Origin of the sequence: Streptomyces sp. NBC_01622 (genome assembly GCF_045209635.1) — a bacterium.
Classification (GTDB): Bacteria; Actinomycetota; Actinomycetes; order Streptomycetales; family Streptomycetaceae; genus Streptomyces.
On sequence record NZ_CP109293.1, the window covers coordinates 8,179,074 to 8,203,024 of the forward strand.

Annotated in this window: 20 protein-coding genes and 1 pseudogene; 6 read left to right on the forward strand and 15 right to left on the reverse strand. The window is 71.1% G+C overall.

Translation table 11 applies throughout. The features are described 5' to 3' along the window. Window positions 1-159: 159 nt before the first annotated feature. Window positions 160-1,056: a TIGR01777 family oxidoreductase gene (locus tag OH768_RS37845; protein ID WP_406460589.1), complete on the reverse strand. Its 897-nt coding sequence runs from the start codon at window positions 1,054-1,056 to the stop codon at window positions 160-162. Window positions 1,057-1,129: 73 nt separating this feature from the next. On the opposite strand from OH768_RS37845, the gene OH768_RS37850 reads away from it, so the two are divergent. Next, window positions 1,130-1,618, forward strand: coding sequence for a GNAT family N-acetyltransferase (locus OH768_RS37850; RefSeq protein ID WP_406460590.1), 489 nt, complete (start codon window positions 1,130-1,132; stop codon window positions 1,616-1,618). Window position 1,619: 1 nt separating this feature from the next. On the opposite strand, the gene OH768_RS37855 is transcribed toward OH768_RS37850, so the two are convergent. Then, window positions 1,620-2,804: a MarP family serine protease gene (locus OH768_RS37855; RefSeq protein ID WP_406460592.1), complete on the reverse strand. Its 1,185-nt coding sequence runs from the start codon at window positions 2,802-2,804 to the stop codon at window positions 1,620-1,622. A 188-nt stretch (window positions 2,805-2,992) separates the two neighbouring features. Between OH768_RS37855 and OH768_RS37860 the strand changes: the two genes are divergently transcribed. After that, window positions 2,993-3,802 carry a peptidoglycan recognition protein gene (locus tag OH768_RS37860; protein ID WP_406460594.1) on the forward strand — a complete coding sequence of 270 codons (810 nt, stop codon included), beginning with the start codon at window positions 2,993-2,995 and terminating at the stop codon, window positions 3,800-3,802. Between the two features lie 49 nt (window positions 3,803-3,851). Here OH768_RS37860 and OH768_RS37865 read toward each other — a convergent pair whose 3' ends face one another. Beyond that, a complete protein-coding gene (locus OH768_RS37865; protein ID WP_406460595.1) occupies window positions 3,852-4,982 on the reverse strand; it encodes a lipid II:glycine glycyltransferase FemX in 1,131 nt (376 codons plus the stop codon). Window positions 4,983-5,172: 190 nt separating this feature from the next. Between OH768_RS37865 and OH768_RS37870 the strand changes: the two genes are divergently transcribed. Beyond that, window positions 5,173-5,406: a hypothetical protein gene (locus OH768_RS37870; protein WP_406460596.1), complete on the forward strand. Its 234-nt coding sequence runs from the start codon at window positions 5,173-5,175 to the stop codon at window positions 5,404-5,406. Between the two features lie 103 nt (window positions 5,407-5,509). Then, window positions 5,510-5,917 carry a hypothetical protein gene (locus OH768_RS37875; RefSeq protein WP_406460598.1) on the forward strand — a complete coding sequence of 136 codons (408 nt, stop codon included), beginning with the start codon at window positions 5,510-5,512 and terminating at the stop codon, window positions 5,915-5,917. Here OH768_RS37875 and OH768_RS37880 read toward each other — a convergent pair. The 8 genes from OH768_RS37880 to OH768_RS37915 all read right to left on the reverse strand — a co-directional run bounded on the left by OH768_RS37880 (window position 5,914) and on the right by OH768_RS37915 (window position 17,301). Next, complete coding sequence (locus tag OH768_RS37880; protein WP_406460599.1) at window positions 5,914-6,441, reverse strand: carboxymuconolactone decarboxylase family protein; 528 nt, start codon at window positions 6,439-6,441, stop codon at window positions 5,914-5,916. The genes OH768_RS37875 and OH768_RS37880 overlap by 4 nt on opposite strands. A gap of 57 nt (window positions 6,442-6,498) precedes the next feature. After that, a complete protein-coding gene (locus OH768_RS37885) occupies window positions 6,499-7,020 on the reverse strand; it encodes a DUF4240 domain-containing protein (protein WP_406465610.1) in 522 nt (173 codons plus the stop codon). A gap of 212 nt (window positions 7,021-7,232) precedes the next feature. Continuing rightward, complete coding sequence (locus OH768_RS37890; protein ID WP_406460601.1) at window positions 7,233-8,219, reverse strand: helix-turn-helix transcriptional regulator; 987 nt, start codon at window positions 8,217-8,219, stop codon at window positions 7,233-7,235. A 196-nt stretch (window positions 8,220-8,415) separates the two neighbouring features. Beyond that, on the reverse strand, window positions 8,416-11,118 hold the full coding sequence (gene aceE / locus OH768_RS37895; protein ID WP_406460602.1) for a pyruvate dehydrogenase (acetyl-transferring), homodimeric type: 2,703 nt from the start codon (window positions 11,116-11,118) through the stop codon (window positions 8,416-8,418). A 299-nt stretch (window positions 11,119-11,417) separates the two neighbouring features. Further along, window positions 11,418-12,041 (reverse strand): GntR family transcriptional regulator, encoded by a 624-nt coding sequence (locus OH768_RS37900; RefSeq protein ID WP_019065401.1) that lies wholly within the window; start codon window positions 12,039-12,041, stop codon window positions 11,418-11,420. Window positions 12,042-12,237: 196 nt separating this feature from the next. Next, window positions 12,238-14,031, reverse strand: a complete 1,794-nt coding sequence (gene sucB, locus OH768_RS37905) for a 2-oxoglutarate dehydrogenase, E2 component, dihydrolipoamide succinyltransferase (RefSeq protein ID WP_406460603.1) — start codon at window positions 14,029-14,031, stop codon at window positions 12,238-12,240. 57 nt (window positions 14,032-14,088) lie between these two features. After that, the gene (gene lpdA / locus OH768_RS37910) at window positions 14,089-15,477 is read right to left on the reverse strand and encodes a dihydrolipoyl dehydrogenase (protein WP_406460605.1); all 1,389 of its coding nucleotides are present in this window, start codon (window positions 15,475-15,477) and stop codon (window positions 14,089-14,091) included. Window positions 15,478-15,783: 306 nt separating this feature from the next. Continuing rightward, window positions 15,784-17,301, reverse strand: coding sequence for a leucyl aminopeptidase (locus OH768_RS37915; protein ID WP_406460607.1), 1,518 nt, complete (start codon window positions 17,299-17,301; stop codon window positions 15,784-15,786). A 394-nt stretch (window positions 17,302-17,695) separates the two neighbouring features. Here OH768_RS37915 and OH768_RS37920 point away from each other — a divergent pair. Beyond that, a pseudogene (locus tag OH768_RS37920) lies at window positions 17,696-18,515 on the forward strand (endo alpha-1,4 polygalactosaminidase). A 90-nt stretch (window positions 18,516-18,605) separates the two neighbouring features. Here OH768_RS37920 and OH768_RS37925 read toward each other — a convergent pair. After that, complete coding sequence (locus tag OH768_RS37925; protein WP_406460609.1) at window positions 18,606-19,391, reverse strand: adenosylcobinamide-GDP ribazoletransferase; 786 nt, start codon at window positions 19,389-19,391, stop codon at window positions 18,606-18,608. Window positions 19,392-19,451: 60 nt separating this feature from the next. Here OH768_RS37925 and OH768_RS37930 point away from each other — a divergent pair, with 60 nt between their 5' ends. Beyond that, the gene (locus OH768_RS37930) at window positions 19,452-20,219 is read left to right on the forward strand and encodes a hypothetical protein (protein WP_406460611.1); all 768 of its coding nucleotides are present in this window, start codon (window positions 19,452-19,454) and stop codon (window positions 20,217-20,219) included. A 17-nt stretch (window positions 20,220-20,236) separates the two neighbouring features. On the opposite strand, the gene OH768_RS37935 is transcribed toward OH768_RS37930, so the two are convergent. The 3 genes from OH768_RS37935 to cobT form a co-directional block, all read right to left on the reverse strand. Further along, window positions 20,237-20,899, reverse strand: coding sequence for a hypothetical protein (locus OH768_RS37935; RefSeq protein WP_406460613.1), 663 nt, complete (start codon window positions 20,897-20,899; stop codon window positions 20,237-20,239). Further along, on the reverse strand, window positions 20,896-22,662 hold the full coding sequence (locus OH768_RS37940) for a phosphatidylglycerol lysyltransferase domain-containing protein (protein ID WP_406460615.1): 1,767 nt from the start codon (window positions 22,660-22,662) through the stop codon (window positions 20,896-20,898). The genes OH768_RS37935 and OH768_RS37940 overlap by 4 nt, the downstream gene beginning before the upstream one ends. Before the next feature lie 69 nt (window positions 22,663-22,731). Beyond that, window positions 22,732-23,820 (reverse strand): nicotinate-nucleotide--dimethylbenzimidazole phosphoribosyltransferase, encoded by a 1,089-nt coding sequence (gene cobT / locus OH768_RS37945; protein WP_406460617.1) that lies wholly within the window; start codon window positions 23,818-23,820, stop codon window positions 22,732-22,734. Between the last annotated feature and the right edge of the window lie 131 nt (window positions 23,821-23,951).

The window sequence follows — 23,951 nt, forward strand, 5'->3', positions numbered from 1 at the left end:
AGCGTCATGCCCCCAACAGCCTCCAGGGATACCCGAGTTCGGGTCGAGGTTAGGGCCGTGATCGGTCGGGGGAAGTCGCGCATACGCAGGGCACGGTCGCACGGCGGTCGCATACGGTCGCCGTGCGTCACCATGCGCCGTCGGTCAGATTCCGGACGGTCACAGCGCCGCCCGGATCGCCCCCTCGATCTCCGGGAACGTGAAGGTGAACCCCGACTCCAACAGCCGCTTCGGCAGCACCCGTTGACTCCCCAGCACATCCCCCGACATCTCGCCGAGCACCAGCTTCAGCGCGGGCGCCGGCACCGTGAAGAGGGACGGGCGGCGCAGCACGCGGCCCATCGCCGCCGCGATCTCACGGTTCGTCAGCGGGTTCGGGGCGGTGAGGTTGAACGGTCCCGACAGGCCCTCGGTGTCGATGAGATGCCGGATCGCCGCGACCTCGTCGTGCAGCGCGACGAACGACCAGTACTGCCGCCCGTCGCCGAACCGCCCGCCGACACCCGCCTTGAAGAGGGGGAACAGCTTGGCCCACGCCCCGCCGTCCTTCGCCACGACCAGACCGGTCCGCGCGAACACCGTCCGCACGCCCGCCTCCTGCACGGGCGCCGTCGCCTCCTCCCACTCCACGCACAGCTCCGGCAGGAAGCCGTCCCCGGGAGGCGCGTCCTCGTCCACGGCACGGTCGCCGGTCTCGCCGTAGAAGCCGATCGCGCTGCCGTTCACCCACACCCGCGGCGGCCGGTCCAGCGCCGCCACGGCCTCCGCGAGGGCCGCCGTGCCGAGCACGCGGCTGTCGCGGACCGTCTTCTTGTAGGCGTCCGTCCAGCGGTGGTCGCCGATGCCGGCACCGGCCAGGTTGACCACGGCGTCGCAGCCGTCGAGCGCCGCCGCGTCGACGTACTCACCCTCGGGGTCCCAGCAGACCTCGTCGGCGCCCCGGGCGGCCCGTCGCACCAGGCGCACCACCTCGTGACCGTCCGCGGTCAGGGACCGCACCAGTGCGCTGCCGATCAGACCGGAGGCGCCGGTCACCGCGATTCGCGAGCGTTCCATGGCGCCCATCCTGCCTCGTTGATCCATAAAAGCCCCATGAGGACGGCGAGGCCCCCGCCGTAGTCTGGCTCACATGTCCGAGCCGTACATACGTACCGCCCTGCCCGACGACGACGAGGAACTCGGCGCACTGGACCGCGCGACCTGGTCGCACCTGCACGCGGTCATGCCGCGCCCGCGGCCGCCGTACGGCCCCTTCTTCGACGAGCGGCACGCGCCCGGAGACCATCTGGTCGCCGAACTCGACCGCCGGATCGTCGGCTACATCCGGCTGGCCTTCGCCAGCCCGCTCGCCTGCAACGCGCACGTGCGGCAGATCCAGGGGCTCGCCGTCGCCGAGGACGCGCGCGGGCACGGGGTCGGCCGGGCGCTGGTCCGGGCCGCCGTCGAGGAGGCCCGGCGGCGCGGCGCCCGGCGGCTCACGCTGCGCGTGCTCGGGCACAACACCCCGGCGCGGAAGCTCTACGCGGCCGAGGGGTTCGCGGTCGAGGGCGTGCTGCCGGAGGAGTTCCTGCTCGACGGGGAGTACGTCGACGACGTGCTGATGGGCCGCTCTTTGTGACCTATGACGTGACCAGGTCGCCCGTGTCGACCTCCGCCGTCGCGGTCGCCGCGCGCTGGGCGTCGCCGGAGACCTCGTCGGCCGTCAGCACGTACCCCGTCTCGTCGTCCGAGGTGGAGCGGGCGAAGACCACGCCGTAGACCTTGCCGCCGGTCGTCAGGAGCGGGCCGCCGGAGTTGCCGGGGCGGACCGTGGAGCGGATCGAGTAGATCTCGCGGGTGACGGTCCCGTCGTTGTAGATGTTCTGCCCCGTCGCGTTCACGCGGTTGGCGACGGTCGCGGCCTGGAGGTTCAGGTCGCCGTCCTGCGGATAGCCCGCGACCACCGCCGAGTCGCCGCGCGCCGCGCCGTCGTCGAAGCGCAGCACGGGCGCGGCCAGTCCCGGCACGTACAGCACGGCGACGTCCTTGTTCGGGTCGAAGAGCACCACCCGTGCCTCGTACGACCGCCCGACCCCGCCGATGCGGACGGTCGGGTCGTCGATGCCCGCCACCACGTGCGCGTTGGTCATCACGTGTTGCGGCGCGTACACGAAGCCGCTGCCCTCGCGGCCCTGGGTGCCCGAGGAGCCCTCGATCTTGACCGTGCTCCGCTTGGAGGCGTTCGTCGCGGCGGCGGTGACGCTGTCGCCGGTGGGCTTGGCGACCTCGGCCGTCGACTCGTTCTCGAACGGGTTGAAGACCTGCGGGAAACCCGCCTCGGTGAGTGCGGAGGTGGCCCGCGAGAACCAGGCGGGTGTCGTGTCCGGCATGAGCTTCTGCACGCTGCCCAGCAGCGTCGAGTCCCTGATCGCGGTGGTGACCAGCGCGGACGAGGAGGCGCCGAGGACGCTCGCCGCCACCCACGCCACGATCAGCACCGCCACCGAGTTCGCCGCCGCCCCGCCGATCCCGTCGGCCACCCGCAGCGGCCCCTGGTCCAGCTCCTTGCGCAGCCTCAGCGCGAGCCGCCCGGCCAGTTCGTGCCCGACCACCGCCGGCACCAGCACGGTGAGCACGGCGGTCACCGTCGCCGCCGTCGTCCCCGGTGTCACCAGGTCCATCACCCACGGCAGCACCCACACGCCGACGACCGCACCGCCCACGAACCCGGCGAGCGACACACATCCGGCGACGAGGCCGCGCCGGTACCCGGACGCCGCGTAGGCGAGGATCACCAGCAACAACAGCAGGTCGAGCAGGTCCACGGAGCCGCCTTTCTCTCGGAACCCTTAGTACGCGAGGAACGGGCCCACTGATCAGTCACGCGCGCGTGGCCCCCGGGAAGCCGCCACGCGTGCGTGTACCCCCAGAAACGTGCCGGACCAGGACGATGGTTCCACCGGGTGGCACAGCACACATCGCGGACGGAGCGTTTCCGGCCGAGAGTGTGATCATGCGTGTTCCGAGAAGAACGCCGGGTGCCCGGCGTCGGCGCCGGAGACGAATACCGCGCCCGGCGCTGGTGCTGCTGGCCTGCCTGCCCGGCCTCGCCGCCGTCCTGGTGCTGGCACTGTGCGCGAACGGCATCGGACGCAGGGCCACGGCCGCCGCGCACGCCCCGGTCGCCGCCCGCCCCGCGGCGCTCCGGCACACCGCGCCCGAGCCGCGCATCGTGCCCCGCTCGGCCTGGCTCGACGCGCACTCCCGGCACGCGCAGCCGCCGCCGCGCTACGACGACAAGGTCGTCGCCGTCTTCGTCCACCACACCGACTCGCCGAACGGCTACGACTGCGCGGACGCGCCCCGCATCATCCGCTACCTCTACGTCGGCCAGACCGGCGCCCGGGACTGGGACGACATCGGCTACAACTTCCTCGTCGACCGGTGCGGCACGATCTACGAGGGCCGCGCGGGAGGTGTCGACCGGGCGGTCACCGGGGCGCACGCGCAGGGCTTCAACCACCGTACGACCGGGATCGCGGCGATCGGCACGTTCACCTCCGGGATGGTGGTCCCGAAGGCGATGACGGACGCGATCGCGGCACTGGCCGCGTGGAAACTGGGTCTCGCGGACGTCGACCCGCGCGGCAAGGCGCGTCTGGTGTCCAGCAACAGCCTCAGCCGGTACGCCGCCGGAACGACCGCCGTCCTTCCCGCTCTCGCGGGGCACAAGGACGGTTACATGACGAGTTGTCCGGGGGCGGCGTTGCTGGCGCGGCTTCCGGGGGTTAGGGAGCGGGCGGCGCGGTTGCAGGGGCGGTGACCGCCCCCGCCGCCCTACCCGTCCCCGGGGCTGTGCCCCCGGACCTCGGCTATCTGCGCCCGAGATACACCCCCAACGCCCGTTGCAGCATCTTCCCTTGGGTGCCCACCGGGCGTTCCCACTCGCCTAGGTACTCCACGGCCTGGCCGCCCGCGCCGGTCTTGAAGAGGAGGCGGCCGACCAGGCGGTCCTCGGCTACGAGGGACGGGGTGATGGAACGGAGGTCGTAGGTGTCGGCGCCGGAGTCCAGGGCCTCGCACAGCATGCGCCACAACAGGAGGCTGCTGGGGCGGAGTTCGCGTCCTCGGCGGCCGGAGGCGGGGTACGAGTGCCAGACTCGGGGGCCGACGCCGATCATGAGGGCGGAGGACAGGACCTCGTCGTCGTACTCGGCGAGATAGATCCGCATCCGGTCGGACTCCTCGGCGTTGAGCGCCTGCCACATGCGCCGGAAGTAGTCGAGGGGACGGGCCTTGAAGCCGTCCCGCTCCGCCGTCGCGCGGTACAGCCGGTGGAACGCGGGCAGATCGTCGGCCGAACCCCAGAAGACCCCGACACCGCCCCCCTCGGCGGTCTGCAGGGCCTGCAGCCAGTGCGGGGCGAGACCGCGGCGCAGTTCGTCGACCGACCGTCCCGTCAACGGAATCCGACAGCCGTACCGGGGCTGCCCGAGCCCGAACCCGCTGTTCTCGTTCTCCTTGCACGGCCGCCATCCCAGCCGCCTGAGCCGCTCCGCGGCATCCAGCGCGTACCCGTCGATCCCGTCCGTCGGCAGATCCCGCAGATGCCGTACGGCGGGGTCGGCGACGCCCGCCGCGACGGTGGCCGCGTCCCAGTGCCGGACCACGAGCGGCGGGCCGATCCGGACCGAGAACGCGCCCTCCTTCTCCAGGTGTGCGATCAGCGGGTCGAGCCAGCGTTCCAGGCGCTGGCTGTGCCAGTCGATCGCGGGCCCGTCGGGAAGGTAGGCGAGGAAACGCCCGGTCCCGGGAAACGCCCGGTACAGCACGAGCGCCACGGCGACCAGCGCGTCCCCCTCGAACCAGCCGACGCTCTCCGCGGTCCAGTCGGGCTTCACATCGGCCCACTCGGGGATCTGCAGATGGCTCGCGTCCGGGTGCAGCCGGAGATGCTCGAGGTGTTCCTCGCGGGTGATCCCCTTCACGTACGGGCTGGTCATGGGCACGACGCTCCTGTTCGGCGGCGGCCACCGTAAGCCGGACATCACGGCACGGGTCAAGACCTCAAGTCTGTGAACCGCGCGAACACTTGGCCGCGCCACGCTCACAGGTTTCTCGCAGGCAACTCACCGGGTCCCCCGAGGCACGCTCCCTATCGTCATGCACACGCACTGACTGGAGGTGGGGAAAATGAACAGCAGTCACACCAACACCACGGAGAAGTCGGCCGGTTGGGCCAAGTCCGCCCGCGGCCCCTGGGCCGTCGTCTGCGCGATCGCCACCGTGATCCTCGGCCCGGCCGCCGTCACGGCCTCCGCGCTCGACCAGGCCAACGCGGCCCCGATGCACCACGCGGTACGGGCCGACCAGAACCAGGCCTACATCCCGACGGACACGAGCCGCCGCCGGTCCGCCGTCCAGTAGTCCCCGCGGGCAAGCTTTTCGACGCTGGTCTAACTGATGGCACGTCGCGCTCGGGTCTGTGATGTTGGGGGCACTCCGCGTCACCGACCTCAGGGATGTGCTCATGACCAAGGCCTCACCCCGCGCCGCCCGACTCGCAGGCTCCGCGGCCTGCGCGTTCGTCCTCGTCAGCACCTTGACGAGTGCCGCCGTCGCGCAGCCCGCCGAGAAAGCCGTGGCCGCCCGCCCACTTACCACCGACTGCGTGGTCGATGCCCTCACCAACCACTGGTGGTGCCAGAACAAGCCGGGGATCCGCGTTCAGTGGGCCGGGCAGACCGTCGGCTACCTCAACTCCGACGTCAACTGGTTCAAGTGCCGGTACGAGGGCGATCCGACCGGCGGCGGCGGTCCCCACCCCAACCGCTGGATCTACACGCTCGCCGACACTCCTCACCTCGCCCATGGCGGCTGGGGCTTCGTGAAGGACAGCGACGTCATCGAGGAGACCAATCCACTGCCGCGCTGCTAACGCCGGCCCAGTTCCCAGTACTGCTCGCCCACCGGGTCGATGTCCACGCCCAGGCCGTTCAGCAGGCCGGCCAGCATCGTGTAGTACCCGACCGTCGTGATCAGCTCGACCACCTGACGGTCCGTCAAATGCTTGCGCAGCGAGCCCAATGTGCCGTCGGTGAGCGTGCGCCTGGCCAACAGCTCCTCCGTCGCGGTCAGCAGCGCCGACTCGGCCGCGTCGAACTCGCCTTCCTCCGCACGGAGTTCGACGACAGCGTCCAGCTGCTCGGCCGTCACCCCCGCGTGCAGCGCGATCGGGCGGTGCTGCACGACCCCGTACGCGCAGTCCGTACGCGCGGCCACCGCCACTATCACCAGCTCGCGCAACCGCACCGGCAACGACGACCCGAGCACCGCCAACCCCAGGTCGATCGCCGGACCCGTCAGCTCCGGGGCGTGGGACAGCATGCGGAACGCGTTCAGTGGAGTGGGGAGCTTGTCGAGGGCTTCGGCGGAACGCTCCGGGTACGGTATTCGAGCCACAATGACCTCACGGTATCCGGTGTGTCGGTGGACGGGGCACTCATCGCCGTACCCCCCTCACTCCTGCCGGAACCTCTCCCGCAGCTTCGGGAAGCGTTCCGCGAGCACGGCCTCGTTCTCCAGGTCGAGCGGCGCCCCGAGCGGCTCGGCGGGCGCCGGCGGAATGCCCAGGTCGGGGGCGACGGTACCGGTGAGCTGCTCGTACGCCTCGTCGGCCGCGTACCCCAGCTCCTCCCCGTCGCCGTCGATCTCTTCGTCGAAGTCGTCGATGAGGTCGGCCAGCGAGTCGGCGTCGTGCACGGCACCCTCGTAGACCTCGCGGCCCTGGCCGATCAGCCAGCACCGGAAGAAGTCGAACGCGTCGTCGCTCGCCCCGTCCAGCAGCACCCACGCGGCACCCCACAGGTCCCAGGTGTAGGCGCGGTTGTAGCGGGCCTCGAAATGACGGGCGAAGTCCAGCACCAGCTCCGGATCCAGCAGGAGCAGCCGGTCCACGAGCAGGTCCGCCTGCTCCTCGGGGTCGCCCTCGGCGGCCTCGCGGGTGGCGTCCACCAGCTCCCAGAACTCCGTCTCGTCCATCACGGGTCAAGCATCGGTCCTGGACGGGTGGTGCGCACGTGGAGTACGGCGGATTGTCACCTGGAGAGGGGCAGATCGTTATGGGCGGTACAGCGCCGCCGGCCGCAGCGCGTCCCGGGTGAAGCGCGCCCGGGTTCCGTCGGCCGCCCCTGTCCGGGGTGGCCGAAATCCCACGGCCCTCCGGCGCCGGGTACAGGGAACGGAGCACGTGGTCATGTCCCGTACAACGCAGCCAGTCGCGCCGCGTCGCGCACGAACCGCGCCCGCAGACTCGCCGGAGCCAGCACCTCCACCTCAGGACCCAGCCCCGCGAGCTGGCCGTGGGCCACCTCCTCGGACTCCACCGGCAGGGTCACCGTCACCCACCCGTCCCCGTCGCCGTCCGGCGCGGCCGCGAGCTCCAGCGCCTCCCGCGCGGCGGTGGGATCGACGGCGTACGGCAGTCTTCGGGCGCCCTCGGGGGACACCCGTACCACCACCTCCGCCCGCAGGATCGACCGCGCGAACTGCTCCGCCCGGTCCTCCCAGAACGCCGGGAGATCGAAGTCCTCCCGCCGCGTGAAGCGCTCGTCGGACGCCGTCGGGCCGACCGCCGTGAAACGGTCGATCCGGTACACCCGGAAGGAATCGTGGTCCGCCACCCGCGCGCACAGGTACCAGACACCCGCCTTCAGCACGAGCCCGTACGGCTCCAGCTCCCGTTCGACGTCGGAGTCCCCGCGCCGGTACCGGGCGACCACCCGCCGGTCGTCCCACACCGCGTCCGCCACGGCGGGCAGGAGCTCGGGGGTCTTCGGTTCCGTGAACCAGCTCGGCGCGTCCAGGTGGAACCGCTGGGCCGCCGCCCGTGAGGCGTCCGACAGGGACGGGAGCAGGGCCGCGGACACCTTCAGGCGGGCCGCCGACGCGGCGTCCTCCAGCCCCATCTCGCGCAGCGCGCCCGGGACTCCGCTCAGGAACAGCGCCTCCGCCTCGCCCCGGGCCAGCCCGGTCAGCCGCGTCCGGTACCCGCCGACGAGCCGGTAGCCGCCGGCCCGTCCCCGCTCCGCGTACACCGGCACACCCGCCTCGGACAGCGCCTGCGCGTCCCGCGTCACCGTCCGCTCGGACACCTCCAGCTCCCGCGCCAGCTCGGCGGCGGTCATGGAGGCGCGGGACTGGAGCAGCAGCACCATTTTGATGAGACGGGCAGCGCGCATGGCTTCATGATGAGGGATCTCGCCCCCGCCGCCCCTACCCTCCCCCCACTCTCGGCTTCGCTCGAGCGGGGGGACCCCCATCGTCCCTGGGGGCTGCGCCCCCAGACCCCTGCCTCGGCCTGAACGGCCTCGTCCTCAAACGCCGGACGGGCTGAATTTCAGCCCGTCCGGCGTTTGAGAAGCGGGGTGACAGCGCCTACAGCCCGTACCGCTCCCGCGCCTCCTTCACCGCCGTCGCCTTCACCTCGCCGCGCCGTGCCAGCTGGGCCAGCGCCGCCACGACGATCGACTCCGCGTCGACGCCGAAGTAACGGCGGGCCGCGTCACGGGTGTCGGAGAGGCCGAAGCCGTCCGCGCCCAGCGAGGAGTAGTCCTGCTCGACCCACTGCGCGATCTGGTCGGGGACCTGCCGCATGTAGTCGGAGACCGCGAGCACCGGGCCCTCGGCGCCGTGCAGCGCCTGCCGGACGTACGGCACCCGCTCCTCGCCCCGCAGCAGCGCCGCGTCCGCCTCCAGCGCGTCGCGCCGCAGCTCGGTCCAGGACGTCGCCGACCACACGTCGGCCGCGACACCCCAGTCCTCGGCGAGCAGCTGCTGTGCCTTCAGTGCCCAGTGGATGGCCGTACCGGAACCGAGGAGCTGAATGCGCGCCGTGTTGGCCGCGGGCGAAAGTCCCGCCGATTCCGCCGTGTTGAAGCGGTACAGGCCCTTGACGATGGCCTCGTCGATACCGAGTCCGGCCGGCTTGGCGGGCTGCGGGATCGGCTCGTTGTAGACGGTGAGGTAGTAGAAGACGTTCGGGTCCTCGCCGGGCGCCGACTCGCCGTACATCCGGCGGATGCCGTCCTTCACGATCGCCGCGACCTCGTACGCGAACGCCGGGTCGTACGACAGCGCCGCCGGGTTCGTCGCCGCGATCACCGGCGAGTGACCGTCCGCGTGCTGCAGACCCTCGCCCGTCAGCGTCGTACGGCCCGCCGTCGCACCGACCAGGAAGCCGCGGCCGAGCTGGTCGCCGAGCTGCCACATCTGGTCGGCCGTGCGCTGCCAGCCGAACATCGAGTAGAAGATGTAGAAGGGGATCATCGCCTCGCCGTGCGTCGAGTACGACGTCGACGCGGCGATGAAGTCCGCCATGGAGCCCGCCTCGGTGATCCCCTCGTTGAGGATCTGGCCGTTCTTGGCTTCCTTGTAGTACATGAGCTGGTCGCGGTCGACGGGCTCGTACGTCTGGCCCTTGGGGGAGTAGATCCCGAGGGACGGGAACAGCGACTCCATGCCGAACGTGCGCGCCTCGTCGGGGACGATCGGCACCCAGCGCTTGCCCGTCTCCTTGTCGCGGACCAGGTCCTTGACCAGGCGGACGAAGGCCATCGTCGTCGCCACGTTCTGCGTGCCCGAACCCTTGTCGAAGGACGCGAACGCCTTCTCCGAAGCGGAGGGCAGCGGAGCGATCGCGTGCGTACGGCGAGCCGGGGCCGGACCGCCGAGCGCCGCGCGGCGCTCCTGGAGGTAGCGGACCTCGGGGGAGTCGGCGCCGGGGTGGCCGTAGGGCACGACACCGTCGATGAACTGAGCGTCGGAGATGGGAAGTTCGAGCAGGTCACGCATCTGCTTGAACTCGTCCGTCGACAGCTTCTTCATCTGGTGGTTGGCGTTCTTCGACGCGAAGCCCGCGCCGAGCGTGTGGCCCTTGACCGTCTGCGCCAGGATGACCGTCGGGCCGCCCTTGTGCTCTACGGCGGCCTTGTACGCGGCGTACACCTTGCGCGACTCGTGACCACCGCGGGAGAGGTGGAAACACTCAAGGATCTTGTCGTCGCTCAGCAGCTTCGCCAGCTCGACGAGCGCCGGGTCCTTGCCGAAGAAGTCCTCGCGGATGTAGGCCGCGTCGCGCGTCTGGTACGTCTGCACCTGGGCGTCGGGTACCTCGCGCAGGCGGCGTACGAGCGCGCCCGTGGTGTCGAGCTGGAACAGCTCGTCCCAGGCGTTGCCCCACAGCGACTTGACGACGTTCCAGCCGGCGCCGCGGAACTGTGCCTCCAGCTCCTGCACGATCTTGAAGTTCGCGCGGACCGGGCCGTCGAGGCGCTGGAGGTTGCAGTTGATGACGAAGGTCAGGTTGTCCAGACCTTCGCGGGAGGCGAGCGCGAGGGCGGCCGTCGACTCGGGCTCGTCCATCTCGCCGTCGCCGAGGAAGGCCCACACATGGGACTCGGAGACGTCCTTGATGCCGCGCGCGGTGAGGTAGCGGTTGAAGCGCGCCTGGTAGATCGCCGACAGCGGGCCGAGGCCCATCGACACCGTCGGGAACTCCCACAGCCAGGGCAGCCGGCGCGGGTGCGGGTACGACGGGAGGCCGTTGCCGCCCGCCTCCTGGCGGAAGTTGTCGAGGTGCGCCTCGGTGAGGCGGCCGTCGAGGAAGGCGCGGGCGTAGATGCCGGGGGAGGCGTGGCCCTGGATGTAGAGCTGGTCGCCGGAGCCGTCCGCCTCCTTGCCCTTGAAGAAGTGGTTGAAGCCGGTCTCGTACAGCCAGGCCGCCGAGGCGAAGGTGGCGATGTGGCCGCCGACGCCGTGTTTCGCGCCCCGGGTCACCATGGCTGCCGCGTTCCAGCGGTTCCACGCGGTGATCCGGCGTTCCAGCGCCTCGTCGCCGGGCACGGCCGGTTCGGCGACGGTCGGGATGGTGTTGACGTAGTCCGTCTCAAGCAGCTTGGGCAGCGCGACGCCGTTGCCCTCCGCGCGCTCCAGCGTGCGGCGCATCAGATACGCGGCGCGGTGCGGGCCGGCAGCCTTCGCGACGGCGTCCAGGGAGGCCTGCCATTCGGCGGTCTCCTCGGGGTCGCGGTCCGGGAGCTGGTCGAGCTCGCTCGGCTGGATGGCGTAGGGGTCGGTCATAACGCCGCCTTCCTCAGTCGAAGGGGGGTTCCCTCGTCGGCAAGGGGTTTTCGGGGGTGCCCTTGGTCTTTGGCAGGACAGGGCGGCGGGCCCTTGTGCTGTGACACGGTGCGGCTTCCGCCGCGTGGCCCGTCGGTGACTGTAACTCCCTGATCGATGATCGATCAAAGGTTCCCGGGCAAAATATCTTGATTACGAGAAAGTCGGCACGGCGTGCCTTTTGCGGGGGCACCCGGTGCCGTGATTTTCGCCCATTTCCGGGGAGTTTTCGCAGGTGAGCATGGCTGCGCTCGGCTGCGTCAAGGGCGCGGGGCGCAGCCGAGAACGTGCGCCTTCACCAGCTCCGCGATCCGCGGATCCCGGCGCCGGAACGCGGCCACCAACTCCTCGTGCTCCTCCGCGTACGACTGCTGCACCGTCCCCAGCCAACGGATCGACAGCGCCGTGAACACCTCGATACCGAGCCCCTCCCAGGTGTGCAGCAGCACCGAGTTGCCGGCCGCCCGCACCAGCTCCCGGTGGAAGCCCACCGTGTGCCGCACCTGGCCCGTCCCGTCCGCATCACGGTCCGCCTCGTACAGCGCGGCGACGTGCGGTTCGAGCGCCGAGCAGTCCTCGGCCAGCTTCTCGGCCGCCAGCTCCGCCGCGATCGCCTCGAGACCGGCCCGCACCGGGTAGCTCTCCTCCAGGTCGGCCGCCGTCAGATTCCGGACCCGTACACCCTTGTTCGGCGCCGACTCGATCAGCCGCAGCGACTCCAGCTCGCGCAACGCCTCCCGCACCGGCGTCTGGCTGACCTCCAGCTCGGTCGCGATCCGACGCTCCACGATCCGCTCGCCCGGCTTCCAGCGCCCGCTGACGATCCCCTCCACGATGTGCTCGCGGATCTGTTCGCGCAGCGAGTGGACGACGGGCGCGGTCATGAGAGCTCCTTAAGGGCGTTTGACGTTTAGACAATAAGGCCGCACGCCCGCTCGGGAGGGGCGCACGGGGGCGCTTTCATGCAGGTGAGACGAGACTTACACGGGGCCGGCCCCGCTGTGCCGGTACGGAAACGCACGGCGCCCCCGCCCGGAGAGTTCCGGACGGGGGCACCGTGCAAACAGGCCAGGTGGCTGACTACAGGCCGAGCTCGACCTCGAACTCGCCCGCCTCCAGGATCGCCTTGACGGCCGTCAGGTAACGGGCCGCGTCGGCGCCGTCCACCAGGCGGTGGTCGTAGGAGAGGGTCAGGTACGTCATGTCGCGGACGCCGATGACCGTGCCCTCCTCCGTCTCGATGACGGCCGGGCGCTTGACCGTGGCGCCGATGCCGAGGATCGCGACCTGGTTCGGCGGCACGATGATCGTGTCGAAGAGCGCGCCGCGCGAACCGGTGTTGGAGATGGTGAAGGTCGCGCCGGACAGCTCGTCCGGGGTGATCTTGTTCGCCCGGACCTTGCCCGCGAGCTCGGCGGTGGCCTTGGCGATACCGGCGATGTTCAGGTCGCCCGCGTGCTTGATGACCGGGGTCATCAGGCCCTTCTCGGAGTCCACCGCGATACCGACGTTCTCGGTGTCGAAGTAGGTGATCGTGCCCTCTTCGACGTTGATCCGGGCGTTGATGGCCGGGTGGGCCTTCAGCGCCTGGGCCGCCGCCTTCACGAAGAACGGCATCGGGGAGAGCTTGACGCCCTCACGCGCCGCGAAGGAGTCCTTCGCCTGGCCGCGCAGCCGCATCAGGCGCGTGACGTCGACCTCGACGACCGAGGACAGCTGCGCCTGCTCGTGCAGCGCCTTGACCATGTTGTCGCCGATGACCTTGCGGATGCGGGGCATCTTCACGGTCTGGCCGCGGAGGGGCGAGGCCTCCAGGGTCGGCGTCTTCTTCGCGGCGGCGGCCGGAGCTGCGGCGGCCGCGACGGGAGCCGGAGCCGCCGCAGCTGCCTTCGCGGCCTCGGCGGCGGCGAGGACGTCCTGCTTGCGGATACGGCCGCCGACGCCGGTGCCCTTGACGGTGCCCAGGTCGACGCCGTTCTCGGCGGCGAGCTTGCGCACCAGCGGGGTCACGTAGGCGCCGTCGTCCGTGGCCTGCGCGGCGGCGGGCGCAAGAGCGGCCGGGGCCACGGGAGCCGGAGCCGCGACCGGCGCGGGGGCCGGAGCGGCGGGGGCGACCGGAGCGGCGGCGACCGGGGCGGGCGCCGGAGCCGGGGGTGCCACGGGGGCAGGAGCCGGGGCCGGGGCCGGAGCCGGAGCGGCAGCCGCCGGAGCGGGCGCCGGGGCGGCCGGAGCCGGGGCAGCCGCCGGAGCGGCACCCGCGGCGCCGACGACGGCGAGCTTGGCGCCGACCTCGGCGGTCTCGTCCTCGCCGACCAGGATCTCCAGCAGCACGCCGGCGACCGGCGAGGGGATCTCGGTGTCGACCTTGTCGGTCGAGACCTCCAGGAGGGGCTCGTCCTCCGCGACCTCCTCGCCGACCTGCTTCAGCCAGCGGGTGACGGTGCCCTCGGTGACCGACTCGCCCAGTGCGGGCAGCACGACGTCGGTACCGGAGGCGCCGGCCGCCGGAGCGGCGGCAGCGGGGGCGGGCGCGGCCGGGGCGGGCGCCGGAGCCGCGGGGGCCTCGGCGACGGGCGCGGGAGCGGCCACGGGAGCCGGCTCTGCGGCCGGGGCCGGTGCCGCGGCGGGCGCGCCGGTGCCGTCGTCGATCACGGCCAGCTCGGCGCCGACCTCGACGGTCTCGTCCTCGGCCACCTTGATGGAGGCCAGGACACCGGCGACGGGCGAGGGGATCTCGGTGTCGACCTTGTCGGTCGACACCTCCAGCAGCGGCTCGTCGGCCTCGACGCGCTCGCCCTCGGCCTTCAGCCAGCGGGTGACAGTGCCCTCGGTGACGCTTTCACCGAGCGCCGGAAGGGTTACGGAAACCGCCATGGTTTCGGTTGCTCCTTACGAATTGCGGAAGTCTGTGTCGTCGTCCGACCGAGGGGGTCAGTCGTGGGAGTGGAGAGGCTTGCCGGCCAGCGCCAGGTGGGCCTCGCCGAGCGCCTCGTTCTGCGTCGGGTGGGCGTGGATGAGCTGCGCGACCTCGGCGGGCAGCGCCTCCCAGTTGTAGATCAGCTGGGCTTCGCCGACCTGCTCGCCCATGCGGTCGCCGACCATGTGGACGCCGACCACGGCACCGTCCTTCACCTGGACGAGCTTGATCTCGCCGGAGGTGCCCAGGATCCTGCTCTTGCCGTTGCCCGCGAGGTTGTACTTCAGAGCGACGACCTTGTCCGCGCCGTAGATCTCCTTGGCCTTGGCCTCGGTGATGCCCACGGAGGCGACCTCGGGGTGGCAGTAGGTCACCCGGGGGACACCGTCGTAGTCGATCGGGACGGCCTTCAGACCGGCCAGCCGCTCCGCCACCAGGATGCCCTCGGCGAAGCCGACGTGCGCGAGCTGGAGCGTCGGGACGAGGTCGCCGACGGCGGAGATGGTCGGGACGTTCGTCCGCATGTACTCGTCGACCAGGACGTAGCCGCGGTCCATCGCGACGCCCTGCTCCTCGTAGCCGAGGCCGGCGGAGACGGGGCCGCGGCCGACGGCGACGAGCAGCAGCTCGGCCTCGAACTCCTTGCCGTCGGCGAGGGTGACCTTGACGCCGCTCTCGGTGTACTCGGCCTTCGAGAAGAAGGTGCCCAGGTTGAACTTGATGCCGCGCTTGCGGAACGCGCGCTCAAGAAGCTTGGAGGAGTTCTCGTCCTCAAGAGGGGCGAGGTGCTTGAGGCCTTCGATGATCGTCACGTCGGCGCCGAAGGACTTCCACGCGGAGGCGAACTCCACGCCGATGACACCGCCGCCCAGGATGATCGCGGACTGCGGCACGCGGTCCAGGACGAGGGCGTGGTCCGAGGAGATGATCCGGTTGCCGTCGATCTCCAGGCCCGGCAGCGACTTCGGCACGGAGCCGGTCGCCAGCAGGACGTGGCGGCCCTGGATGCGCTGGCCGTTGACGTCGACGGAGGTGGGGGAGGAGAGGCACCCCTCACCCTCGAGGTAGTGCACCTTGCGGGATGCGATCAGACCCTGGAGACCCTTGTACAGGCCCGAGACGACGCCGTCCTTGTACTTGTGGACGGCGGGTACGTCGATGCCCTCGAAGGTGGCCTTGACGCCGAACTGCTCGCTCTCGCGGGCCTGGTCGGCGATCTCGCCCGCGTGGAGCAGAGCCTTGGTGGGGATGCATCCCCGGTGCAGGCAGGTGCCGCCGACCTTGTCCTTCTCGATCAGGGCGACGTCCAGTCCCAGCTGGGCCCCGCGCAGCGCCGCGGCGTAACCGCCACTACCACCGCCGAGGATCACTAGGTCGAAAACGGTGCTGGCGTCGTTCGCCACGTCACGTCCTCCATGCATGTGCGCCGTACGCCGGTCGTCAGTGACCGGGCGGCGGCTGGTGTCCGGCCGCTCTTTCTTCGGCCCTGTGGTGGGGGCCCTGTCCTGCCGAGCCCCATCTTCGCACTTGTCGAGGCCCAACGAGACGCCGGGCCGGGGTGTGAGACACCACACGCTCACATGAGAGACGCTGCCGCGATGGAGACACCTAGGTGCGACACCCTAGGGGCGCGGGGAACTGCGCGACCGGCCACAACCGACCCGCAGTCGCCCGCGCACCCAAGGCATCGAGCTATTGGGCGAAGAACGTCAGCCCAGATCCCCGGCCGCAGTCAGCTCCGCAAGCCGCACCAACGTCCGCACCGCAGAACCCGTACCCCCCTTGGGGGTGTAGCCGAAGGGCCCGCCCTCATTGAAGGCCGGTCCCGCGATGTCGACGTGCGCCCAGGTGATCCCCTCACCCACGAACTCCCGCAGGAACAGCCCCGCGACCAGCCCGCCACCCATCCGCTCACCCATGTTCGCGATGTCGGCGGTGGGAGAGTCCATCCCCTTGCGCAGGTGCTCGGGCAGCGGCATCGGCCACGACGGCTCCCCGACCTCCTCCGCGGCGTCGACGATCGCCGCACGGAACGCGTCGTCGTTCGCCATGACACCGAAGGTCCGGCTCCCGAGAGCCAGCACCATCGCACCCGTCAGCGTCGCCACGTCCACGATCGCGTCCGGCTTCTCCGCCGACGCCGCCCACAGCGCGTCCGCGAGGACGAGCCGTCCCTCGGCGTCCGTGTTGAGGACCTCGACGGTCTTGCCGCTGTACATGCGCAGCACGTCACCGGGACGGGTCGCGGAACCGGACGGCATGTTCTCGGCGAGCGCCAGCCAGCCGGTCACGTTGACCTCGAGGCCCAGCCGCGCGGCGGCGACCACGGCGGCGAAGACCGCCGCCGCACCGCTCATGTCGCACTTCATCGTCTCGTTGTGCCCGGCCGGCTTGAGCGAGATGCCGCCCGAGTCGTAGGTGATGCCCTTGCCGACGAACGCGAGGTGCTTGGAGGCAGTGGCGTGCGTGTACGACAGCTTCACCAGGCGCGGACCGGCCGCGGATCCGGCGCCGACGCCGAGGATGCCGCCGTAGCCGCCCTTCTCCAGGGCCTTCTCGTCGAGCACCTCGACCTTGATGCCGTGCTCCTTGGCCGCGGTCTGCGCGACGGCGGCGAAGGCCTCGGGGTCGAGGTCGTTCGGCGGGGTGTTGATGAGGTCGCGGGCGCGGTTCAGCTCCTCGGTGACCGCCAGAGCACGCTCTACGGCCGCCTTGTACTCCTTGTCGCGCGGCTTGCCGCCGAGCAGGGCGACCTCGCCGAGCGGGCCCTTGCCCTTGGCGTCCTTGCCGTTGTCCTTGTACGCGTCGAAGGAGTACGCGCCGAGCAGCGCGCCCTCGGCGATCGCGCCGGCGTCGGCCGCGTCGGCGAGGGGCAGCGCGAAGGCGGCCTTCTTGGCACCGGTCAGGGCGCGGGCGGCGACGCCGGCGGCCCGGCGCAGCGCCTCGGCGTCGTACGCGTCGCCGTCCTTGGGCTCGGCGCCGAGGCCCACCGCGAGCACGAGCGGCGCCTTGAAGCCGGCCGGGGCGGGCAGCTTCGTGATCTCGCCTTCGGCACCGGAGGCGCCCAGGGTCTCCAGGACGCCGGCGAGCCTGCCGTCGTACGCCTTGTCCACGGCGTCGGCGCCCGGTGCGACGACCGGGCCCTTGCCGCCCTTGCCGACACCGATCACGATCGCGTCGGCCCGCAGGCCGGGCGCCGCGGCGGTGCTGAGAGTGAGAGCAGTCACAGTGGTGAATTCTCGCTTCCGATGTGAAGTTTCCGTGGTCGAACGGGGTGGGTCGACCGGGCCCGACAGCCGACCCTATTTCCGACCTGCGGCGGCGGTGGACACAGGGGGCTGGTGACGGCCCAGAACGGAGCCTACGCGCGTGTGCGCGACGGGGCGTTCGCGCGGGGCCCCGGAAAAGGCGATGCGGTACGCGCCGGAACCGGAGCGGCCACTTCTCGATCCTGACCCCGGATGCCCTGCGTCACACTCGTGAGGTCCATGTGGGCGACACGCCCGTCCGTTTGCTCGGCTTCCACGGATCCTCCGCGCGAGGGGCCTCGGCGCACTGCGCGGTACCGGGCATGGGAGATCATCCCTGGGGAACCCTGCCCCACACCCTGGAGCCCGTCCCGTGAGACGCCCCGCCGCGCTGTTCCCCCTGCTCCTCCTGCTCCTCGCGGGCTGCACCTCCACCCCCGACGACAAGCCGGAGACGGGGAAGCGCTGGCAGCCCCGCCCGGGTGTGGCCTGGCAGTGGCAGCTCAGCGGACGCCTGGACACCTCCGTCGACGTCCCGGTCTACGACATCGACGGCTTCGACCAGTCCAAGGCCACGGTGACCGCGCTGCACGACAAGGGCCGCAAGGTCATCTGCTACATCTCCACCGGCGCCTGGGAGGACTTCCGCCCGGACGCCAAGAAGTTCCCCAAGTCGGTGCTGGGCAAGGGCAACGGCTGGAAGGGCGAACGCTGGCTGGACATCCGCCGTACAGCCGTCCTCGAACCCCTGATGGCGACCCGCCTCGACATGTGCCGTGCGAAGGGCTTCGACGCGGTGGAGCCCGACAACATGGACGGCTACCAGAACGACACCGGCTTCCCCCTGAAGGCCGCCGACCAGCTCCGCTACAACCGCCTCGTCGCGAAGCTGGCAGCTCCGCTACAACCGCCTCGTCGCGAAGCTGGCCCACGACCGGGGCATGGCGGTCGGCCTCAAGAACGACCTCGACCAAATCCCCGCCCTGGTGGGCGACTTCGACTTCGCGGTCAACGAACAGTGCGCCCAGTACGGCGAATGCGACACCCTGACCCCCTTCATCAAGGCGAACAAGGCGGTCTTCCACGTCGAGTACGAACTCCCGACCACCAAGTTCTGCGCGAACTCCCGCCGCCTGAAGCTGAGTTCACTGGAGAAGAAGTACGAACTGGGAGCATGGCGCCGGTCCTGTTGAACACGCTTCAGGCCAGCCCACTCAGGGGCGCGGGGCTGTGACATCTGCGGCTCCGCCGCGCGGGCGCGACCAGCCACGACGCACCCGCACTCAGCCCCCCAGCGCAAGCACGACGAGCGCAGTCGTCGCAGCAGTCTCCGCAAGCCCCCCGAACACGTCCCCCGTGACCCCGCCGAACCGACGCCGACAGTGCCGCAGCAGAATCTCGGCGACAACCAGCGCCACGGCAACGGCGACAACCGCCCGCACCCTCCCGTACGCCCCGAAAATCGCCCCGAGCGCCGCAGAGATCACCAAGTAGGACAAGGTCACAGCCACCGCACCCCCCACCGGCACAACGCCCGCGACCGCGGCCCCCAGCCCTTCCGGCCGAGCCGCAGGCACCCCCGCACGAGCAGCCCAGGTCAACGCGAGCCGCGCAGCAACCGCAGACACGATCGCCGCAGCCGCCCCCCGCGCCCACGCGTCGCCGTAGAGCTGCGCCAGCACAGCCACCTGAGCGAGCAGGACGAAGACGAGACTGAGCACCCCGAACGGCCCGATGTCCGACTGCTTCATGATCCGCAGCGCGTCCTCCGCCGGCTTCCCGCTGCCGAGCCCGTCGGCGGTGTCCGCGAGCCCGTCCAGGTGCAGCCCCCGCGTGAGGACGGCGGGCACGGCGACCGTGCCGACGGCGGCGAGCAGCGCACCCGCGCCCAGGAACAGCAGCAACAGCCCGAACCCCGCCGAGCACACACCGACGACCACCCCGACGACCGGGGCGGCCATCATTCCGGCACGCGCGGCCTCCCGGTCCCAGCGGGTGACCCCGACCGGGAGAACCGTCAGGGTGCCGAACGCGAAGCGGAGGCTGTCGAGAGGCGGGGTCTTGGACACCGGCGCAGGTTACCCGGTGGTCCGGGGAGCGGTACCGGCGGCCATCGTTAAAGTGCACATATGGGACATTGGCTGCACCGCAACATCGTCGAGCCGGGCAAGCTGCCCCTGCTCCTCGCGCTCACCGCCTTCGTCCTGACGTTCGTCATCACCCGTGTCATCACCCGGCTGATCCGCGTGGGCAAGGGCCCCTTCGGCAACATCAAGGCCGGTGACGTGCACATCCACCACGTCGTCCCGGGCGTGGTCCTCTCCGTACTCGGCGGCTTCGGCGCGGTGGCCAGCACGCGCTACGGCGTCGGGTCCGCCCTGTTCGCGATCGTCTTCGGCATCGGCGCGGGCCTGGTGCTGGACGAGTTCGCGCTGATCCTCTACCTCGACGACGTGTACTGGACCGAGGCGGGCCGCAAGAGTGTCGAGGCGGTGGTGCTCACGGCGGCCCTGGTCGGCTTCGTCCTCGCCGGCTTCTCGCCCTTCGGTGTCAACGACCTCACCGCCGCCGAGCTCCACGACCGCGCCGGCGTGATCGTCAGCGTCGGGGTCAACTTCCTCTTCTCCCTCATCGCCCTGAGCAAGGGCAAGGCCCGCACGGCGGTCTTCGGCGTCCTCGTCCCGCTGGTCGCCCTCGTCGGCGCGATCCGGCTGGCCCGCCCGGGTTCCCCCTGGGCCAAGCGCTTCTACCGCAAGCGCCGCCATCGGGCCCGGGCCCGCTCGACCCTCCGCGCCTACCACCACGACCGCCGCTGGGCGGGCCCGCGCCGGGCCCTCCAGGACTGGATCGGCGGCAAACCGGATCCGGAGCCGGTGCGGATCCCCGGCCGGCAGTGACGGTCTCCCCGCCGCACCTACCGCAGCCGCAGCCGCCGATGCCGTAGCGCCGAAGCCAGACACAGCAAGCCCACCGCGATGATCGCCGCCAGATGCTCCTTGCCGGCGAGGTTGCCCTTCAGCATGACCTCGATGGCCATCGCGCCGGTCACCACGAGCGCCGTCGCGTAGGCGCCGTAGCGCCACGCGACGAACACCGCGAGGCCGACCACCGCGGCCGAGGGGCCCGTGTCCACGACCAGGCGGTCGGAGCCGGGCAGCCCGAACGGGTTGTCGAAGCCGAGCCAGATGCCGAGGCGGGCGTAGAGCGTGCCGGCGAGGGTCGCGGCGTAGGCGATGACCAGCGTGCGCCAGTGGCCGATGCAGATCTCCGCGATGCCGAAGACGAACAGGATCTGGGCCAGGGCGCCCCAGACGGGGAGGTCCAGCGCCGGGACGAAGAGGGAGGGCGGGGTGCGGAGGAGGGCCAGCCACAGCGGGTCCTCGGCCCGTACCGCGCCCGCGTCCTGCACGAACTGATAGCCCCAGGACTGGTTCTGCACGAACTGCAGTGCCGCCGTCAGCAATACCGCCCCGATCGTCATCGGGATCGCCCGCCAACGCTGTTTCAGCAGTGGCTCGCGCACGGTGACGTAGAGCAGTCCCCATTCGGCGCGGGCCCAGCGGGCGAGGCGGTTCATCTGTGCGTCTCCAGGTGCTTTCGGTGCAGCCACTTCGGCAGTCCCGGCGCCTCCAGGAACCCTTCCGCGCGCGCCGACGCGAGGCCGATGCGCAGCAGGTCCGCGCTCTTCTCGAAGAGCAGGAACCGGGGTTCCCAGATGGGCCGGTACTTGGCGTTGGCGCGGTACAGCGATTCGATCTGCCACCACCGGGAGAAGAAGCTGAGGAGTGACCTCCACAGCCGCAGCACCGGTCCGGCGCCGATCCGCGCCCCCCTTTCGAAGACCGAACGGAACATGGCGAAGTTGAGCGAAACCTGGGTGATTCCGATCTCCTGGGCGCGGCGCAGGAGTTCGATCACCATGAACTCCATGAGCCCGTTGTCGGAGTCGCGGTCCCGGCGCATCAGGTCGAGCGACAGCCCGTGCGGGCCCCACGGCACGAAGGACAGCACCGCCCTCAACTCGCCCTCCCCGTCGGTGCATTCGAGCATCACGCACTGCCCGTCGTCGGGGTCCCCGAGCCGCCCCAGCGCCATACTGAAGCCGCGCTCGGTGGCCCCGTCCCGCCAGTCGTCGGCCCGCTTCAGCAGGTACGCCATCTCCTCGGCCGGAATGTCCTCGTGGCGGCGGATACGGACCGTGTACCCGGCCCGCTTCACCCGGTTGTAGGCCTGCCGCACGGTCCGCATGGCGCGTCCCTCAAGGGTGAAGTCGGCGACCTCGACGAGGGCTTCGTCACCGAGTTCGAGGGCGTCGAGTCCGTGCCGTGCGTAGACGGTGCCCGCTTCCTCGCTCGCGCCCATGACGGCCGGAATCCATCCGTGAACGCGGGCTTCCGCGAGCCAGGGCTCGATCGCGCCGGGCCACGCCTCGGGGTCGCCGATCGGGTCGCCGGAGGCCAGCGACACCCCGCCCACCACCCGGTAGGCGACGGCGGCCTTGCCGGTCGGGGACCACACCACGCTCTTCTCCCGGCGCAGCGCGAAGTACCCGAGCGAGTCCCGCTCGCCCTGCCGCTCCAGCAGTGCCCGCAGCTTCTTCTCGTCGTCCTCGGTGAGCGGGTCGACGGCGCGCCGGGAGCGGAAGGCGGCGTAGAAGACCGCGAGAACCAGGACGGTGCTGAGCACGTTGATGGTGACGTTGGCCCAGTTCGGGGTCCAGATGCCGGGGAAGCGGTTCTCCGGGGCGGCGATGGACACCAGCCGGAACGAGCCGTAGTGCCAGCGCTCCAGGAACGTCGAACGGGACGCGTCGTGCGCCTGGTTGGTGACCGTCACCAGCAGCGCGGCCAGCAGCGAGGCGGCCAGGGTGCCGCCGACGGCGACGACGGCGGCGAGCCGGGGGTTGGACCGGTCGCCCTTCGCGTAGAACTCCCGGCGCCCCACCAGCAGCGCGGCGACGAAGGCGGCGGTCAGGCCCAGGGAGATCCAGTTCTGCGCGTACTGGCGGATCTCCTGGAACGACATGGCGAACCCGAACAGCGCCAGGAACAGCCCGCTGACCACCAGGTTCAGGATCCATGCGGCGCGTTTGCGGCGCCGCATGGTGATGGCGAGGAACGCCGTGAACACCCCGGAAGCGAAACCGGCCGTCAGCAGATACGGCGTGAAGAAGTTCTCCTGGTTGTGCCGTCGTACGTCCTGCCCCAGCGAAACCCACGCCGCGCTGAGGAAGTTGATGAACGCGACGGCCCGCAGATACCAGACGGCGAAGGCCGCGGCCCGTCGCGAGGCGCCTGAGCTATGACGTTCTTGAACGGGCCCGACCCGGACATCTCCCATGAAGGAGGATCATATGGGTGTTGTCGCGGCGAACGTTTCTTTTCCGTCGCCGCAACGATCACGCACAGGTCACTCCTCGGGCTTCTCGGCCTCTTCGGACTCCGCCGGCTCCTCCGGCTTGAGCGGGAGTTCGGCCGCGAGTGCCGCCGCGGCCTGCACCAGCGGCAGCGCGAGCAGCGCGCCCGCACCCTCGCCGACGGTCACCCCGTGGTCGAGCAGCGGCTCCAACGCCATCCGGTCCAGCGCCTTCGCCTGCCCCGGCTCCCCGCTGTTCTGTCCGGCCAGCCACCAGTCCGGCGCCCGGAACGCGACCCGCTGACCCACCAGCGCGCAGGCGGCGGCCACCACCCCGTCCAGGATCACCGGCAGCTTCCGTACGGCGCTCTGCAGCAGGAACCCGGTCATCGCGGCGAGGTCGGCCCCGCCCACCGTCGCCAGCAGCTGCAACTGGTCGCCCAGCACCGGCCGGGCCCGGCGCAGCGCGTCCCGGATCGCCGCGCACTTGCGCATCCACGCCAGGTCGTCGATCGCGAGGCCGCCCCGCCCGGTGACCACGGACGCGTCGGTCCCGCACAGCGCGGCGATCAGCACGGAGGCCGGGGTCGTACCGCCGACGCTCACATCGCCGAGGACCACCAGATCCGTACCGGAGTCGGCCTCGTCGTTCGCGACGGCGACGCCGGCCTCGAACGCGGCCGTCGCCTCCTCCAGCGTCAGCGCGTCCTCGATGTCGATCCGCCCGCTGCCCCGCCGTACCCGGTGCTTCACGACCTCGTCGGGCAGCGAGTCCGGCTCGCAGTCCAGGGCCATGTCCACGATCCGCACCGGCACCCCGAGCCGCCGGGCGAGCACCGCGGCCGGGCTGCCGCCCTCCAGCAGCGACCGCACCAACTCCCCGGCGCTGCCCGCCGGCCGGGCCGACACACCGAGTTCGGCGACTCCGTGGTCGCCCGCGAACAACACCACGCGCGGCCGTTCGACCGGCCGCACCGGCACGGAGGACTGCGCCGCCGCCAGCCACTCACCCAGGTCGTCGAGTCGGCCCAGCGACCCGGGCGGCACGATCTGACGTTCACGCCGCGCCTCGGCGTCACGGCGCACACCGCCGTCGGGGCGCTCGATCAGATCGGTGAAGTCGTCGAGATTAAGCGAGCTCATTCGCCGAACAGTACCGGCAGCGATCGAACGTCACAGAGCCACATGGCCACCACGCCCCCAGGACGTCCTTGCCTCGAAGATCGAGATCCCGTGCGTATCGTTTTGCACCGTATTGTCGTACGCCCCGGGAG